General features: G+C 40.5%; 18 protein-coding genes. 9 read left to right on the top strand and 9 right to left on the bottom strand.

Translation table 11 applies throughout. From position 1 onward, the window contains the following. Positions 1–80: 80 nt before the first annotated feature. Together BM291_RS21150 and BM291_RS21145 are read left to right on the top strand one after the other, a co-directional pair. Complete coding sequence (locus tag BM291_RS21150; protein ID WP_217647349.1) at positions 81–773, top strand: formylglycine-generating enzyme family protein; 693 nt, start codon at positions 81–83, stop codon at positions 771–773. Between the two features lie 4 nt (positions 774–777). Further along, complete coding sequence (locus BM291_RS21145; RefSeq protein ID WP_092901771.1) at positions 778–1,479, top strand: SCO family protein; 702 nt, start codon at positions 778–780, stop codon at positions 1,477–1,479. A 104-nt stretch (positions 1,480–1,583) separates the two neighbouring features. On the opposite strand, the gene BM291_RS21140 is transcribed toward BM291_RS21145, so the two are convergent. Further along, on the bottom strand, positions 1,584–2,054 hold the full coding sequence (locus BM291_RS21140) for a YehS family protein (protein ID WP_092901767.1): 471 nt from the start codon (positions 2,052–2,054) through the stop codon (positions 1,584–1,586). A gap of 182 nt (positions 2,055–2,236) precedes the next feature. On the opposite strand from BM291_RS21140, the gene BM291_RS21135 reads away from it, so the two are divergent. Then, positions 2,237–2,785 (top strand): fasciclin domain-containing protein, encoded by a 549-nt coding sequence (locus BM291_RS21135; RefSeq protein WP_092901764.1) that lies wholly within the window; start codon positions 2,237–2,239, stop codon positions 2,783–2,785. 251 nt (positions 2,786–3,036) lie between these two features. On the opposite strand, the gene BM291_RS21130 is transcribed toward BM291_RS21135, so the two are convergent. From BM291_RS21130 to BM291_RS21105, 6 genes are all read right to left on the bottom strand, one after another. After that, complete coding sequence (locus tag BM291_RS21130) at positions 3,037–3,465, bottom strand: VOC family protein (RefSeq protein ID WP_092901761.1); 429 nt, start codon at positions 3,463–3,465, stop codon at positions 3,037–3,039. Positions 3,466–3,657: 192 nt separating this feature from the next. Continuing rightward, a complete protein-coding gene (locus BM291_RS21125; protein ID WP_092901758.1) occupies positions 3,658–3,948 on the bottom strand; it encodes a hypothetical protein in 291 nt (96 codons plus the stop codon). Between the two features lie 187 nt (positions 3,949–4,135). Further along, complete coding sequence (locus tag BM291_RS21120) at positions 4,136–5,515, bottom strand: MATE family efflux transporter (protein ID WP_092901755.1); 1,380 nt, start codon at positions 5,513–5,515, stop codon at positions 4,136–4,138. 150 nt (positions 5,516–5,665) lie between these two features. Beyond that, a complete protein-coding gene (locus tag BM291_RS21115; RefSeq protein ID WP_092901753.1) occupies positions 5,666–6,379 on the bottom strand; it encodes a 6-phosphogluconolactonase in 714 nt (237 codons plus the stop codon). A gap of 55 nt (positions 6,380–6,434) precedes the next feature. Continuing rightward, positions 6,435–7,823: an MATE family efflux transporter gene (locus BM291_RS21110; protein ID WP_092901750.1), complete on the bottom strand. Its 1,389-nt coding sequence runs from the start codon at positions 7,821–7,823 to the stop codon at positions 6,435–6,437. Between the two features lie 100 nt (positions 7,824–7,923). After that, a complete protein-coding gene (locus tag BM291_RS21105) occupies positions 7,924–9,408 on the bottom strand; it encodes a calcineurin-like phosphoesterase C-terminal domain-containing protein (RefSeq protein WP_092901747.1) in 1,485 nt (494 codons plus the stop codon). A 226-nt stretch (positions 9,409–9,634) separates the two neighbouring features. Here BM291_RS21105 and BM291_RS21100 point away from each other — a divergent pair, with 226 nt between their 5' ends. After that, positions 9,635–11,245 (top strand): amidohydrolase family protein, encoded by a 1,611-nt coding sequence (locus BM291_RS21100; protein WP_139229165.1) that lies wholly within the window; start codon positions 9,635–9,637, stop codon positions 11,243–11,245. A gap of 357 nt (positions 11,246–11,602) precedes the next feature. Here BM291_RS21100 and BM291_RS21095 read toward each other — a convergent pair whose 3' ends face one another. Beyond that, complete coding sequence (locus tag BM291_RS21095) at positions 11,603–12,562, bottom strand: tryptophan 2,3-dioxygenase family protein (RefSeq protein WP_092901741.1); 960 nt, start codon at positions 12,560–12,562, stop codon at positions 11,603–11,605. A gap of 119 nt (positions 12,563–12,681) precedes the next feature. On the opposite strand from BM291_RS21095, the gene BM291_RS21090 reads away from it, so the two are divergent. The 5 genes from BM291_RS21090 to BM291_RS21070 all read left to right on the top strand — a co-directional run bounded on the left by BM291_RS21090 (position 12,682) and on the right by BM291_RS21070 (position 16,694). Continuing rightward, on the top strand, positions 12,682–13,887 hold the full coding sequence (locus tag BM291_RS21090; RefSeq protein ID WP_092901738.1) for an acyl-CoA dehydrogenase family protein: 1,206 nt from the start codon (positions 12,682–12,684) through the stop codon (positions 13,885–13,887). Positions 13,888–14,006: 119 nt separating this feature from the next. Next, a complete protein-coding gene (locus tag BM291_RS21085; protein WP_092901735.1) occupies positions 14,007–14,780 on the top strand; it encodes a hypothetical protein in 774 nt (257 codons plus the stop codon). Positions 14,781–14,873: 93 nt separating this feature from the next. After that, a complete protein-coding gene (locus tag BM291_RS21080) occupies positions 14,874–15,929 on the top strand; it encodes a serine hydrolase domain-containing protein (protein WP_092901732.1) in 1,056 nt (351 codons plus the stop codon). Between the two features lie 83 nt (positions 15,930–16,012). Next, complete coding sequence (locus BM291_RS21075; protein WP_092901729.1) at positions 16,013–16,354, top strand: type II toxin-antitoxin system RelE/ParE family toxin; 342 nt, start codon at positions 16,013–16,015, stop codon at positions 16,352–16,354. A gap of 13 nt (positions 16,355–16,367) precedes the next feature. Next, positions 16,368–16,694 (top strand): helix-turn-helix domain-containing protein, encoded by a 327-nt coding sequence (locus BM291_RS21070; protein ID WP_092901726.1) that lies wholly within the window; start codon positions 16,368–16,370, stop codon positions 16,692–16,694. 85 nt (positions 16,695–16,779) lie between these two features. Here the strand turns inward: BM291_RS21070 and BM291_RS21065 are convergent. Then, positions 16,780–17,067 (bottom strand): integrase core domain-containing protein (locus tag BM291_RS21065; protein WP_139229148.1); only part of this gene is annotated, 288 nt, incomplete at its 5' end.

Here is a 17,067-nt window from a genome sequence, read left to right as displayed (position 1 = left end):
TGAGTCGTTTAAAATATATCTTCGCTTGTTTCGGTTTATTAGCTTTTTCTCTAACAGGATATAGCCAAACCCCAACGGGCATGCAACCAATAAAAGGGGGGACACTGATCCCCCTTTATGGTTTAGATTCTGGCAAAGTTTGGGTAGATGATTTCTTGCTGGATATATATCCGGTTACCAATGAGCAATACCTTGACTTTGTGAAAAAATACCCCGAATGGAAGCGAGCTAATGCAAAATCTATTTTTGCTGATGGAAATTACCTTTCGGAATGGCAAAGTGATTTACAATTAGGAACTCATATGAACCCTAAGTCACCTATCTCCAATGTATCTTGGTTTGCCGCCAAAGCTTACTGCGCTTGTCAAGAAAAGCGACTGCCATCCGTGGACGAGTGGGAATTGGCTGCCAGAGCGAGTGAGACCAAAGCAAATGCAGAGAATGATAGCTCGTTCAATACCCGGATTATAGAGTCGTATGAAACCCCAAATACCTATTCCAAAACCGTAGGAAGTACCTATAAAAACTTCTGGGGAATCTATGACATGCACGGCTTGGTTTGGGAATGGACTAGCGATTTCAATTCCGTTTTAATATCTGGAGAATCAAGACAAGACGGCGAGGCAGATAGGAATCTTTTTTGTGCAGGAGCAGCTATCAGCGCAAGTAATCTTCGGGATTATGCAGCATTTATGCGTTATGCCTTCAGAGGAAGTATCAAAGCAAATTACAACATTAAAAACCTAGGTTTTAGATGTGCCAAATCAAAGTAAGTCTATGAATACCAACTACCTAAAAAACATCCTCAGCTTAATTTTTCTGATTAGCCTATTTGCCTGTCAAACCCAAGTCAATTCCACAGAGCAATACATCTGTCCCATGAAATGCGAAGATCATAAAACTTATGATCATCCAGGAACTTGTCCTGTGTGTAAGATGGATTTAGTAAAAGTAAGTTCGTTGGAGGCACCAATTTTGGACGAAGATGGGATTTCTGAAGAGTCGATTTTCAATCTTCAGTCTGAATGGAAAACTCAGGATAATGAGTCTATTCATTTGACCGATTTGAAAGGCAAAGTTCTGGTCGTCGTGATGATCTATACGTCTTGCGAAGCAGCTTGCCCTAGACTGGTAGCAGATATGCGAAACATCTATTCGAAAGTAGATGATCCGAATGTAGACTATGTTTTGGTAAGTATAGATCCAGAAAAAGACACTCCTGAGAAACTGAAAACCTATGCACAAGAGGAGCACTTAGAAGGAGATCAATGGATCTTACTTCAAGGCAAACTGGATGATGTGCGGGAGTTTTCAAATGTACTTTCCATGAAGTACAAAAAGATCTCTCCTATTGACTTTTCACACACGAATATCATTTCAGTGTTTGACAAGCAAGGGGTATTACAACACCAGCAAGAAGGTTTGGGAGTAAGTAACGATAAGTTGGTACAGAAAGTAAAAGCACTCAGTGAGGAATAGAATTAATTCTAGATAGGTAAAAGGATTGTAAGTGGTAAGTTCACTGCTACACCTACCCACTTTTTTCAGTATCTGGAGTCCTTTGTTTTGATGATGCTTAAAGCCTATTCTGTCCCTGTAGGTCTATGTTTCTTTTTTAATCCGTTCAAGAAATTTCTTAAGATCTGATCCTTACAGGCACGGTATTGAGCCTGACTTGGCTTGCGGAAAAATGCGCTAAGTTCATGAGGGCTGATATGCATACCTACAGATGAAAGAATTTCTAAGATATCATCCTCTTTCATATTCAATGCAATGCGCAACTTTCTGAAAATGATATTATTATTTAAGGTTTTTTCCGGTGTAGGTACCTCACCTTCCTTTTTACCTCTTTTTTCAATTATAAAACCATTTAAAAAAGCAGCAAGATCTTTATCGACTATGGCTTTAAAGAATGGTTCTTCCTCATTTTTTAAAAAATTAGCAACTTCCTCACGCTTGAGATCTAATCCTCCTGCTTTAAACATATCGACCATTTCAGGGTCTTTGAAGTTAAAAATATAACGGATAGTTCGCAAAATGTCTGAATTATTCATGAAGGTAAATTGGCATGTTTATCCTCAAAGGTAAGGATGAATTGGGAATTGCATACTGGGATGGACTAATGAAACTTATTCAAGCATTCATTTAAAATCGATTCAAATAAAAAAAATAGAATTACCTAAAACTTATTGAAGAGTTGTTTGTTGGGAAACTATAAGAAACTAACCAATTCAAAATGAAAAAATTAAGATTATTATCATTCCTCGCTGCTGCATCAGTAGCTTCTTTTACAATCAGTTGTGACAGTAAATCTACCACCGAAACAGAGGAGACCACTATGGCTGAGGTAGTAGAAGAGACTCCAGTTATGGAAACACCAAATACTGTAGTAGACATAGCGATAGGTTCTCCTGATCACACTACTTTAGTTGCTGCAGTTGAAGCGGCAGATCTAGTAGAAACCTTGAAAGGCGAAGGTCCATTTACTGTGTTTGCTCCTACAAACGCCGCATTCAATGCACTTCCTGCTGGTACAGTGGAAGGCTTGCTGAAGCCTGAAGCAAAAGCAGACTTGACTTCAATTCTGACGTATCACGTTGTAGCAGGAAATGTTATGTCCGGAGATCTTAAAGATGGCCAGATGGTAACTACCTTGAATGGAAAGGAATTGAAAGTGACGATCCAAGATGGCAAAGTAATGATCGGTGATGCTACTGTTGTAGCTGCTGACCTTGCTGGCTCAAACGGCGTTGTCCACGTGATTGACAAGGTATTATTACCTTAATATCATTTTTTGAAAAAAGAAAAAGACCGTAATCACGGTCTTTTTCTTGTTTAAGAAATATCGCATTCAACTTCAAAAGGAACCATTAGATCTAATTATTCATATATCCAGATCTCGGCTATTCAGTCAAATTTGTCTAGCAACCAACCATTATACTAAGGTTGTATTCCTCCCCTATTGAAGTGCAAACTCAAGAGCATTTCGCCTATGCATTTTTCCCGTATTCAGAAAGCTAAGTTCACTTAAGCACTTTATGCTGGCTCAGCAAAACTTATCATCCAGTTGATTCCGAATCGATCGGTAAGCATTCCGAAATAATCTCCCCAAAATGTCTTATCCATAGCCATAGTCACCTTTCCGTCTGCAGAAAGCTTAGTAAAAAAAGTATCTGCTTTCTCCTTAGAATCGGTGTTGATGGATAGTGAAAAATTATTTCCAACTGTCAATGGTCCACCATGTCCGCCGGTATCAGATCCCATCAAGATACAATCCTTATTGATAGGCAAGCTAATGTGCATGATTTGATTCCGCACCTCATCAGCTATTGGGAAATTTGGATCTGCTGGCATATCAGAAAACCTGCCCACATGAGCGAATTCTCCTCCAAAAACTGAGCGATAGAAATTGAAGGCATTTTCACAATTACCATCAAAGAATAGGTATGCGTTTATAGTTGTCATCGTATTTTGGGGTTAAATGATACTTATTGTTTTATGCTTTTTATCATTTCTATTTAAAGTTATATTCAAGATCGAGGCTGGGAGACGGAAGACCGATGACCGAAGTAGCCTAAATGCTTCTGTTTACCTAATCCAATGATGCTTTAATCTCTTTATCGGAAAAAATAGATGCACCTATAATAAATTTTAAAGTCAAGATTGGCGGATCAATCGATCAATATATCCATCGATTTGCTTCAAAACCTCATACTCACTCATGTAATCTGTCTGTACCTCAGCGCTATTTGCGAAGCAAACTGGAGAAGTAAAATCGCTAGCTTCAGGAGTCTTCGATTTCCCCTCATCCATTTTCAAAGATTGAACTTCATGCATTCGGGCACTGATTCTTTCAAGCAGAATTCTCCTTTCAGGAATCGGGGAAACACCTACAGTTTCCAAAGTTTCCATCAGCCTATCTAGAATTACACCTTTCGATACTGTCATGAGTTTCCTTTCTTCAGTAATTTAATTTGTTTATCCTTAGTGGCATCGCCAATATTCAAAAGCACTTCAATACCTACCAAACACTAAAATTGAGGCTACTTCGGTCTTGTAGCAATTAAATAGCGTAATGGCCTTATTGCGGATAATCATAGTACTCAATTTAAAAAATTTGAAAGATATTATCACCCTAAACCTCCTTCAGCTTCCATTTGCCTTTTCTGAAGAAATACAGGGAAACTACTGAATGAAAACTATGGCTAAAAGCAATGGAAATGAAAATCCCCAAATGAGCTAAGCCAAAGGTGAATGCTAAAACATACGCCAAAGGAATCTCTATAAACCAAAGCACTCCTATATTAATCCAAGCCGGTGTCTTGGTATCTCCCGCACCATTGAATGCCTGGGTCAACACCATCCCGACTGCAAAGAAAACGTAGCCCAAAGCCACTACCCAAAGCCCTTGTGAAGCCACAGCCTTTACTTCTGGAATATCAGTAAAGATTCCTGCGAGTTGCTGGTTGAAAAGTAAATAGATGCCCGTCACTGAGGCCATAAATATCACGGTGTACCTAGCTGTGATCCACACTGCTTTTTCAGCACGCTCAGGTTGCTTGGCACCGAGATTTTGACCTACTAAAGTAGATGCCGCGCCTGATAAGCCCCACGCGGGTAAAAGTGTGAATATCAGTATCCTAAAAGCTATCGTAAATCCAGCCAAAGAAGCAGATCCAAACTCTGCATTCATACGCGTGAGTGCAATCCACGCCACCGAATCTATCAGAAATTGCCCCATTCCTCCAACGGCGATTTCCATGATTTTCTTGATGATCTCCCAAGAAATGACAATGTTCTCCTTTAGAATTTTCAGCTTATGCTTTCCGTTGAACAAGTGGTATAACTGATAAACCACCCCAATTCCTCTTCCAAAAGTTGTGGCGATAGCAGCGCCTTCCAACCCATATCCAGAGAAGTTTCCGATTCCAAAAATCAGAATCGGATCTATGATCATATTCAAGCCATTGGCAATCCAAAGCGATCGCATCGCATGATGAGCTTGCCCCGCTCCACGGAATGCTCCATTCAAAAGAAACAAGAGCATGATTGCTGTGTTTCCCGCAAAAATAATTCGGGTATAGCTTACACCAGTTTCTATGACTTTAGCCTCTGCTCCCATCAAGCCCAGAATATCCGGAGCGAAGGTCCATCCCAGAATTCCTAGAATAATCGAAATGACTCCTCCCACGACCAACAGTTGGAAAGCTGCCGCTCCTGCTTCCTTATATTCCTTTTCACCAAATCTCCTGGAAATCAATGCTGTTGCTGCCATGCTAATGCCAAATCCCATCGCATACACAAGCACTACAACTGACTCTGTAAGTCCGACGGTAGCAATGGCATGTTCTCCAAGTTTGGCCACAAAGAAGATATCCACCACCGCAAAAGCAGATTCCATCATCATCTCCAGGATCATGGGAATCGCCAGAACGAAAATGGCAGTTTTTAGAGGTAAACTGGTAAAATCCTGCTCTTTACCTCGGAGGGCATCTTTGATTAATTGCCAGGTCATTTGTGATTTGGAAAAATATTGAAGGCCGAAAGAAAAGGAAATTTCCCATGACCGAAAAATCAGTCGGGTTATTATACAATTACCAAACGCATATAGGACACATTTTGTCGCTTTTCACCTCGTCACTATATCTCCCAAACCTCTTCTCTTTCAACTCAGTGATTTCCTGTCAATGATCACATGCGCATTTGGATGCAGCCAAAGAAATGAAGCTGGCAAATCTGTTCGGATTCTGCCTTCCAAAAACAAATCTAAAGCTGGCTTCTTGCCTTTGCCTGTGATAAAGAGAATCACCATTTTCGAATCCATAATATTTCCAATACCCATAGTCATCCCCTGAGTAAGTGAAACTCCGACTTTCTCAATCATTCCACTTGCCAATGTCACAGGGTGCAGATTTGCCAAGTGGCAATTAGGCTGAAGGTACTCTGCAGGTTCATTTAAGGCGATATGCCCATTGATCCCAAGGCCAAGAATACAGATATCTATCCCATCATATTCATCTATTTCAACCTGAATCCTCTCGCACTCAGATTCTGGATCTTCCGCTTCTACTTCGAAGGAAATATATCTATCGCTCTCAATGCCCAGTTTTTTCAGAAGCTTTTCCTGGATATCATACTCAGAAGTAAACGTGGATGCATTGGTCAATCCTACCCATTCATCGAGCTTGATCACTTTCATCCAATCAAAAAAACCATTCGAATCGAAATGTTTGTCAGCCATCAATTCATACAAGCCCGCGGGTGAGTTTCCACTAGCTGCGCAAAAAAGCAAGTCAGGTTTGACCTCTACCTCAGCATGCACTAGTTCGGCGCCTAGCTGGCTCATTTCATCGTAACTTTTACAGTAGTGTATTTTCATGGGTCAATTATTATATAAGTATCTAGGTTATTTATTCACTTTTCTATGCGCCTACTCAACCCACTCCTGGCTGTATCCAATCGCCTCTATGCCGGATGGTTCTTACTTTCCAATGCCCCGTTTTATAATAAATAAAGGCAATTACTGCGGCTATACCGTTGGAAATAGGGAAAGACCACCAAATCCCTTCGTAGGCAAGGGCTGTTTTTTGAGAAAGTATAAAGGCAGCTGGAAAGCGGACAATCCATAAACTAAAGATGGAAATCAATAAGGAAGCTTGGGTAAATCGAGCTCCATTGAAAAGACCATTTAGCACCTGATTCACTCCTAACAGTCCGAAACTTGGAGCCATTATCCGAATAAAAATTGCTCCTTCTTTTATTACCTGAGGATCATTTGGCACAAAGAAAGCAGTCAGATTCTCCGCAAAAACAAACATCAAAAGGCCAATGCCTGTTAAGCCAAAGAAAGCAACCTTCACACTCAAGTTCCCGATGCTTTCGGCTCGTTTGATTTTAGAAGCACCGATATTCTGACCAACCATCGTGGTAGTAGCCATGGCCAAACCTTGAGCAGGCACAATCACCAAACTCAGTATCCTCGCTCCTATACCGTAAGCTGCGACTACCTCGCTTCCAAAACTTGTCACCAGCATCACCAAAACAGTCAACACAGCCGAACGGGAAGATTGCTCCAAACTGGCAGGAATCCCTAATTCAAACATTCGCTTGATCCACTGGAAGTCAGGCTTCATGTCAGAAAGTCGAATCTTAATCCCTTTTCTCCCTCTAAATAAAATCGCTATTCCAACAGCTGCTGATATCCCTTGGGTGATCACACTTGCCACAGCCGCCCCAGCCACTCCGTATCCTTCGATGGATCCAAAACCAAAAATAAACAATGGGTCCAAAACCAAATTCAACAACACTGTGCCAAGCACGATGTACATCGGCATCAGAACATTCCCGATCCCGCGCATTAAGGATTGGAAGGTGAAAAACATAAAGAGAAATACGAATCCAAAGGAGGAAACCTGGAAATACTTAACTGAGTCGTCCAAGGTTTCTGGACCTGCACCGACCAAATTCATCAAAGGTGAGGCGACCAAATAGCCCAGCACCGCCAGCATAGCAGAAACGAAAAATATCACAAAAATCGTCTGCGAAGCGCTAAAATCAATCATTCGCTGATCTTTAGCGCCTTTGTATTGAGATACTATCACTGTTCCAGCAAGCGTCAATCCAGCTCCTAAAGAAAGAACTAGAAATAATATCGGAAAGCTAATACTCACTGCCGCAACGGCATTTGCGCCTAATCTTCCCAACCAAAAAGTATCAATCAGCTGGTAGGCAGTCTGCAGAATATTGGCCATAATAATAGGCCAAGCCAGCGTAAAAAGGCTCCGTATTAAACTCCCTTGTGACAAATCTGACTTTTTACTCATGCCTCTTAAATCTTGCTTTTCACCTGATCGCCTAAGATGCTAGTAAAATTCTGGAATCAGAAATTCTCTTGCCCAGAACTCAGTTTTCTAACCCAAAGTTTTAAACATTTTTGGTATAAACATTTCCAAATCTATCCTTCACTTCGACCATCAAATTGTCTTTTGACTCTGGTCTAAAAAAGAACATATGGTCATTCAACTGAGGCTCAACCCATTCTCTCCTTTTTGGGAGTTCTGGCCCGGTATGTAGCTCCATGCTCCAAGGATCTTTGGCTACGATTCTCTCAGGAGCTCCTTTTTTCATTCCATTTTCAAACCAACTGATTTCCCAGGCCGGATCATAATTCCAGCAATTCAAGCTCATCTGATCAGGAAAATCCGGATGATATCCAGCCTCATACACACGGAATTGCTCATTGATATCCAGGCCAGTTCCCTTGTATTGCCATTTCAGTTCCGAACCTCTAGCTTCATAGACTGCATAGCCACTCGGCGTACCATCAAAGCAAATCGGCCCTGACCACCATGCACCGCAGACAGTTCCATGACAATGCTCATACACATGACCTTGAATCATATTATCATTGAAATGCGTGTGGCCTGACATCAGGTGAGCATTGTAACCTTCCAGCAAGCGATACAAATACTCTCGGTTGCTGACCGTACCACCAATCGTATCACGGTCAGGATATCGCGTAACTGCGCCGGTGTAACTCGGAATATGCAGGGAAACGACCACTGTTTTGCCTTTCTCCACATGAGAAAGATCCTGCTCCAACCATGCCAATTGCTCCTCGCCCAAGTAGCCTATGTATTTATTTCCTATATAAAAAACATCGTCCAGGACTACATAATGCACCTCTCCTCTATTCCAGGAATAATATGTTGGACCAAAATGGCTTCCAAATGTCTTATTACTCAAAGCATCGGATCTGACTCCCAAATCCATATCATGATTGCCTATGACCTGGAAAAAAGGAATATCATACATCTGTATACTCTGGTTGTATTCCTTGAAAAGCTCTAAATGATCGAAAACCAAGTCACCACAGCCAATCCCAAAAAGATTGGGATCATTGAGTGATTTGATAGTTTGCTGCACATCCGGAGCTGATACGGTCAGCAGCTGATTGGCTTCGTAGTCATTTTGGATTTGTGTATCTGATAGCAACAGGAAATGATGGTTCTCATCACTTGAGCCAGACTTCTTGAGATCAAAACCAATATTCTGCTCTGACTTGATTTTATCTATTTTCTGAAAAAATTGAGCGGAACCATTCGCCTGTTTTTTAATATCAAAACCTGAAGGAATCGAGATAAACACAAAATCACGGTCTGAACCTGAGAACAAATCAAATTCACCCGAGGAATTCGTCAACACCACCGAGCGTCCATCGGAAACGGCAACTCTATGAATTCCTTGTCCACTTATATGCACTCTACCTCGCACTCTAATGGGTTTGAAAGGAGCATTGTCGCCTTGGATAGAATCGGATTGAATTCCTGCCAAAACAACATTACTCATCCCCATCCATGCAGCAGAGGTAAGTCCAAGGGTTTTGATAAAGTCGCGTCTTTTAAACATGGTTTTAGGGTTTTATGAAAAGATGTGGCAGTCTATCGCCTAAGGGTTCATTAAAAATGCATTTAGATACTCAATCTAAGAACATCATTTATCAAAAATATCAATTTGTTAATCTTAAGGACAAGTTCAGTTTCCCAAGAACACTTCCTAACGCTATTGCATTTTAGCCTAATAATCAAGAAATTAAGCTAAAGTTATATTTCGTTTTTTCTTAAATTTTTAGACCATGGCTAGGAAATTTTCGGATCTGCACTGTCATAACCATATGCGTGCTCATCTCCACATGCAGGAAAAAAGATCAACCTATGAGAAAAAGGACGAATTCAGTCCTTGGACAGTAATTTCATCCAACAGAGCCGGTTACGTAAAAGGCAAAATGGGAGCTTCATACAGCCAATGTGACCTGGTCAAAGCCTGGAATGGAAATGTACGACTGACTTTCAACTCCCTTTATCCACTTGAGCGGCAGTTTGTGCTGGGCTTGGACAAAATCAATTCAAGTGATTTACTCAATATTGTGGTCGGGGTGAGCACTCATGATAAACTCCCGCTTAGAGATCTGATCCAGACTTTTTACATGCGGATTCCCCGAAAAACAGTCAATCATGTGCAATCTGAAAAGTACGATTACTGGGAATCCTTGCAACGGGAATTTGAGTTTGTGCTCATGGATTCTGGAAAGAGGATTGATTGCAATAAAATTCACACCACCGGAGTAATTCGGAGGATTTTTGAAAATGAGAAAAAACGAGCGACCAAGTTTAGGAATGAACTTTGGGCGGAAAATGCTCGGTATTTGATCCCTGAGTCTTCCGAGGCATTAGCAGAATCACTTCAAAGCGACGATGAGATCACGATGATCCTGACCATTGAAGGGTCTCATGCATTGGGAACTGACCTGTTGGAAAAAGGAAAAATCAGCATTGATGAAATCTCCAAGCGTATTCAGTTGATTAAAAACGAGTGGAAAGTGCCCGTTTTCTTCATCACATTTTCCCATCACTTCAACAATAATCTTTGCGGACATGCGCACTCCATTCCTGACAAAGGCAAGATTTTATTGAATCAGGTCAATAATATGAACAAGGGCTTTACCGATCACGGAAGAAGGATTGTGCTGGAATTATTGGGTCTGGATAACAACCTCCAAAAAGACTTAAACTTAGGATACCGGATTCTCATTGATGTCAAGCACATGAGCGCATGCGGCAGACAAGAATATTACAAGCACATCGTCCGTCCCTGTCTGGCAAAAGGTGACAAAATCCCAGTTATAGCTTCTCATTGTGGTTTTTCTGGGGTCAAAACCTTGCAGGATCACATCAATTGCTTTCACAAGGAAAAAGACGATTTCTCAGATGAAAGCAAAAAATACAATGCCTGGAATATCAATATCTGTGAGGAGGATATAGAAATGATCGTGAAAACGGATGGACTTTTCGGTCTTTCCTTTGATCAGCGAATTCTTGGAATCACCAAAGAGAGCAAAAAGACAAAGAGAAATGGGATTGAATTGCTTTGGGATAATATCGAAGGCATAGCCAAATCCGCCTTTGGCAACCCGAATCTTAGCGAAGCTGAAAAATTGAAAGTCTGGAAATGCATGACACTGGGTACCGATTTCGAAGGACTTATTGATCCTATTGACCACTATCCTACCGTGTTGGAATTTGAGCTTTTTTCTAATAATCTGATTTTCGTAGTCGAACAAGCCCGCAAAGACCCAAAAGCCAAGCACCTAGCCCATCTCAAATCACGCGAAGACACCGAAGCTCTGGTAGATGACTTTTGCTATAATAATGCGGAAGCTTTTGTGAAAGCGAATTATCCTAGATAATGTGATTATCCACATCAAATAGCTATTGGAATAATTTACGACTTACGATTTTCGCCCCGATAGCTATCGGGGTACGAGATTCCCGAAGAGTTGATGTCATTTTATCATTCTGACATTTTTGGTTCTTCTGTTAGTCCAAACAACAATACCAATAGTCAGTCCGAGCACCCGAGAGACGGGAGTCTAAAGGTTCGAAGACAAATTACTGGGCTTCGACTTCGCTCAGCCTGACACAACTTTACGATTAGTAGAAACCAGAAGAATAGCATATCTATTCCAATATCTAACTACTTATGTCTTGATTCTTGATTCTAATATCTTGTTACTTAATACTTACGACTTGATACTTAGTAAAATCTACTCTTCCCCAAAAATCTCCTTCACTACCCAGCCTTTTCCCCAGTTCTCTTTTTCCTCTTCAGTCCAAAGCTCAGGGTAGAAAATCACTTTCTGGAAGCGTGGAGGTAGGTATTTCTGCCAGTTGGTACCGCCAGTAGCAGCGATATCCACAGGATCTCTTTGCAAGAAACGTACAGCAGATTTATAATGAGCCAAAGGCCAAAACACATTTGCCTTGAGGTCAAACTGCTTCATCGTCTCCGTCAATTCCTCGGAAGGTTCCACCACATCCATATAGCGTTGCCATAGGTTTTTTCGTCTATACCCATCGATGAGATCCATTAATTTCTTACTGTATTTCGCTTCGAAATTCTTCAATGTAAGCGTCTTCTCCCCTGTTGCCAACTCAATAGCTCCCTGTTGCCAATACAGATTTTCGAAAATCTCGTCTGTTGGCGTGTGGAAATCAGGATCAGTTCGCTTATCCAAGGCAACGAGATTAAAAGCATCCGCAGCCATCAATTCTATCTCTCTATACTGGGCACTTTGGAAACCACTTGCAGGAAGCAACGACATGCGGAATTTGAGAAATTGCTCTTGCTCCATGCCTTTCCACATCATCGCAAAAGAACCAATCAGCTGATCAAAATACATATTGATCCGCTCCAGCCTAGCTTTGAAAAATTGCTCAGTAATTGGCTGTTGTTCTGCAATCTGCTCCATCTCAGAGATGATCAATTTGAAATAAAGCTCAGTAATCTGATGATAGATGATGAAGATCTTTTCGTCTTTGAAAGAAGTCTTAGGCTGCTGCAGAGAAAGCAACACATCCAAGTTGATATAATCCCAATAGGCCAAATAATCCGCATACTGCAAACCTTCCAAGTAGGAAAGCATATCCTGTCCAGACGCTTTGAATTTCTTCTCAAGCAGCTCTATTTTTTCTAATATCTTAGGATCAAATTGGGATTCTGCCATGAGTGCTTTTAGTATAAAAAGGTAGTATTTTCGTCTGCGATCTATTTACTTAGAATCTGCTGGGGATTTTTAAAATCCCGACAAAAGTCACAGATTCATTCTAATAAACCAAAAAAACCATGGAGTCAATTGAAATCCGAAAGTCTTTGAAGCAGGATCTATTTGATGGAGTCGATTTTTTAGACCTAGATGACTTGCTTACTGACGAGCATAAATTGATCAGAACATCCATCCGGGACTTTGTCAAAAAGGAGATCTCTCCTTACGTGGAAGACTGGGCTCAGAAAGCTTACTTCCCTACTGACATTGTGAAGAAATTCGGTGATGTGGGCGCTTTTGGTCCTCAGATCCCTGAGCAATATGGAGGCGGTGGCTTGGATTACATTTCCTACGGTTTGATCATGCAGGAAATCGAGCGGGGTGACTCGGGAATGCGGTCGACGGCATCTGTGCAAGGCTCCCTAGTGATGTATCCCATCTATAAATTCGGTTCGGAAGAGCAGCGAAACAAGTACCTACCCAAACTAGCTTCGGGAGAAATGCTGGGCTGCTTTGGCCTCACCGAGCCAGATCATGGTTCCAACCCAAGTGGCATGGTCACCAACTTCAAAGATATGGGTGATCATTACTTACTGAATGGTGCCAAAATGTGGATTTCAAATTCTCCCGAAGCGGATATCGCGGTAGTCTGGGCGAAAAATGAACAAGGTCGAATTCATGGCTTGATCGTAGAACGAGGAATGGAAGGATTCACCACGCCAGAAACTCATGGTAAATGGTCGCTTCGGGCTTCCTGCACTGGAGAACTGGTTTTTGATAATGTGAAAGTACCAAAGGAAAATCTTCTTCCTAATAAATCCGGTTTGGGAGCTCCACTGATGTGTCTGGATTCTGCACGATTTGGAATCGCTTGGGGCGTGATCGGCGCAGCGATGGACTGTTACGAGTCTGCCAGGAAGTATGCCGCTGAGCGTATCCAATTCGGCAAACCCATAGCAGGATTTCAGCTGACCCAAAAGAAACTTTCCGAGATGCTAACCGAAATCACCAAAGCCCAGCTCCTAGCCTGGAAAGTAGGCAAGATGATGAATGAGGGAAAAGCCAAAACTGTCCACATCTCCATGGCAAAGCGGAACAATGTGGAAATGGCGCTAAACATCGCCCGAGAAGCCAGACAAATCCATGGTGGAATGGGCATCACAGGAGAATATCCAATAATGCGGCATATGATGAACTTGGAATCGGTAATCACCTATGAAGGAACGCATGATATTCACTTGCTGATTTTAGGTCAGGAGATTACTGGGATTCCGGCATTTGTATAGTCTTTTTTACCGCAAAGAGCACGGAGGGAAACGCGGAGGGCGCATTTAGAGATTAATAATATATATAAGAAATAAACGCAATTGCGGATATATCATGTTTCATGTAATTATTAAGAAAAATGGCAGATGAATCATTTAAACTATTGCGCAAAAACTTTAGAAATAATGGGAAGTTCATAATTGATCACGTCAAAAGAAATCATTTTGACCCTTCGGATTTTGCAGAGGAAGATGATATCTGTTCATTTTGTGGTCAAACTGTAAATATGACAAAAGAACATGTTCTGCCAAAGTGGTGTTTTGAAAATGACCCGGAAAGATCTTTTAATACAGTAATAAATGATAGTTCTCAATATTTAATAAAAACAGTAATTCCAGCTTGCTCCATTTGCAATAATGAAACTCTTTCAAGAATTGAAAAATACATTAATAAACTTTTTAGAAACACAGATCTAAAATCAAATTATTATGAATACGAAGAATCATTAAATGTGATTCGATGGCTAGAAATAATAGATTATAAATTTCATGTTTTAAATTTTAGGAGAAAATTTACTAGAAACCATACACAGGATTTCATACCATATCTTAAGAAGATTCCAATTTCTGTCATGAGAATGAATATTGATATGTCTCCATATAGAGCAATGTCACAGTTACGAGCATCTCAGGCAAGAATTAGAAAAAAAGACAAGGAAACAAAATATAACTCTTTGATATTCTGGAAGAGTAAGAATAAACAATCGTTATTTTTTCATACAATGGATGAATATATCTATTTTGAATTCCCAGAATTTAAGATGGCCATGTTCTATTTCTATAAAAAAGAATTCGAAAGTAATTTTGATGCAGAAAAAGAGGCTAAACAAATTGTGATCAAAAATTACGGATAAAATAAAACTACATGAAACAATATACATGACATCAGACTCACTCTTTTTGTCAGATGCATGTATTAACCGTTAATACATCCTGATTAAAACACCATGCCCAATCCCAAACCCAAACAAACCCTTCGAATCCTATTTATTCTTGCTAGTATAGGTTCGCTGTATTTTGTTCCTTGGATTTTGGTGAAGGCTTGGATTTTACCGCTTCCAGATACGGTTCAGGAACAGTTGGAAGAAGGTATTGCAGATGGGTTTGATGGAATGATTGTTTACGTGGATCAAGGCGGAAAGTCCCCGGAGTTTTATGCAGCAGGCTGGCATGACCGAAACAAGAAAATTCCTGCCTATCCTCAGGCACTATTTAAGATTGCCAGTATTAGCAAGTTATATGTCGCCGTTGCTGTCGCTAAACTGGTCAAAGAAGGACGTTTGTCTTTGGACGAGACAGTAGCTGAGTACTTTCCTGAATTGGCAGGAAGAATAGAGAATGTGGATAGAATCACCCTGAGAATGATGGTGCAGCATAGATCTGGTATTCCCGATTTTACCCGTACACCTAACTACTGGGAAGATCCACCTCAAGCCAATAGTGATAATCTTGAATTGGTGCTGGATAAGCCTGCTGACTTTGCACCTGATGAAAGCTATGGTTATTCCAACACGAATTACCTATTGATCGGCGAGATCCTTGATAAAACGCTGGGCTATAGCCATCACCAGTTTATTAAGGAGGAAATTCTGATTCCAATTGAACTGAATAAAACCTACAGTTTGCTAAGCGAAGTGGATGATTTAGACGAGGTCATGAGCGGATATTACGTGGGTTACGAGGCCGACATGAAGAATAATGATTTCATCAATCAAGCTGGCTCCATGGTGGCTACCGCGGAAGATGTGGGCATTTTCATTCGTGCATTAAATGATGGTTCGGTGTTCAACGAAGGCGAACAGGAAATCTATTCCTCCATTTACACTTACGAACATACAGGCCTGCTTCCTGGATATCAGAGTATCGCCAAGTACCACAAAGACATTGACACAGTGGTAATTCAATTTAACAATACCACCAACTTTGATGGCTACGACTGGGGCTTAGCAGAAATCATCTATAAACGTGTGGTGAAGATTGTGAAGAGGAATAGAGAGGACTAGTATAATAAATTTCTAAGGCGAAAATATTGTTTCTATATTTAGAAACTTTTATACCTTTATAACGTTTCACAGAACAATATTGTATGAGATATTTTGAAACTAAATTTCTGGAAGAAGCAGACGAATTCATTTCGAAACTCGACCCTAAAACTGTTAAAAAAATCATTTACAATATCGACCTAGCTGAGCAAACCAATGACCCAAAATTATTCAAGAAATTACAACATGATATATGGGAGTTTCGGACAAAATTCGCCGGACTTCAAATTCGACTACTAGCTTTTTGGGATAAGAGAAACAACAAAGAGACCTTGGTTATTGCTACTCACGGTTTCATTAAGAAAGTTGATAAAATTCCACCTAATGAAATAACCCGAGCAGTTAAACTTAAAGAAAAGTATCTGGCAGGATTCAACAAACAATAAATTAAGTAAGCAGATGAAAACTAAAGAAGTTAAGACATATTCACTTGCCGAAATGAAGGACAAGTATATCGGAAAAGCTGGAACTACAGACCGCGATGACTACGAATATGAATTAAGTATGGACGTTCTGGGCAAGATGATTAAATCTGCAAGACAGGAAAGAAAATTGACTCAAGAGGAACTTGGGCGTCTGGTTGGTGTACAGAAAGCCCAAATCTCCAAACTTGAAAGCAGTACAAATAGCGCAACTATTGATACAATTTTGAAGGTATTCAAAGCACTTAAAGCAGATATCAATTTTAATGTGAAACTTGAAGACAACTTTATCAAACTCGTGTGATTAAACCAAAAAAAGTTAAGACTTAAGCTGTTTAAACCAGGCGTATGACTAGTCCTGAATAGGCGTTACAGTTTTAAAGGATAATTTAGATAGCATCGGGTTTCGACACGGTGCTATTTTTCTTTTTGTAGGTTCTAATCTTTATGCTGTCTTGCAGGTGCATTTTGGTTGGTGTTTCCATCCGACAACTCCAATGTGGTCTTTCATTATTGTAAATATAAATAGACTCTTTTATCAGTTTGTCCATCAGTTCTAAATCATGGATTATGATCCCCAGAATAAATTCATGTTTCAGTATTCCGTTGACTCTTTCTGCCACCGCATTTTGGTATGGATCATAGCTTTCTGTCATGCTACAGCTGATTTGATACTT

The sequence above is a fragment of the Algoriphagus aquimarinus genome (assembly GCF_900112005.1).
Taxonomy (GTDB): Bacteria; Bacteroidota; Bacteroidia; order Cytophagales; family Cyclobacteriaceae; genus Algoriphagus; species Algoriphagus aquimarinus.
The sequence above is the reverse complement of the archived record's forward strand: the minus strand, read 5'-3'. Positions and strand labels throughout refer to the sequence as shown.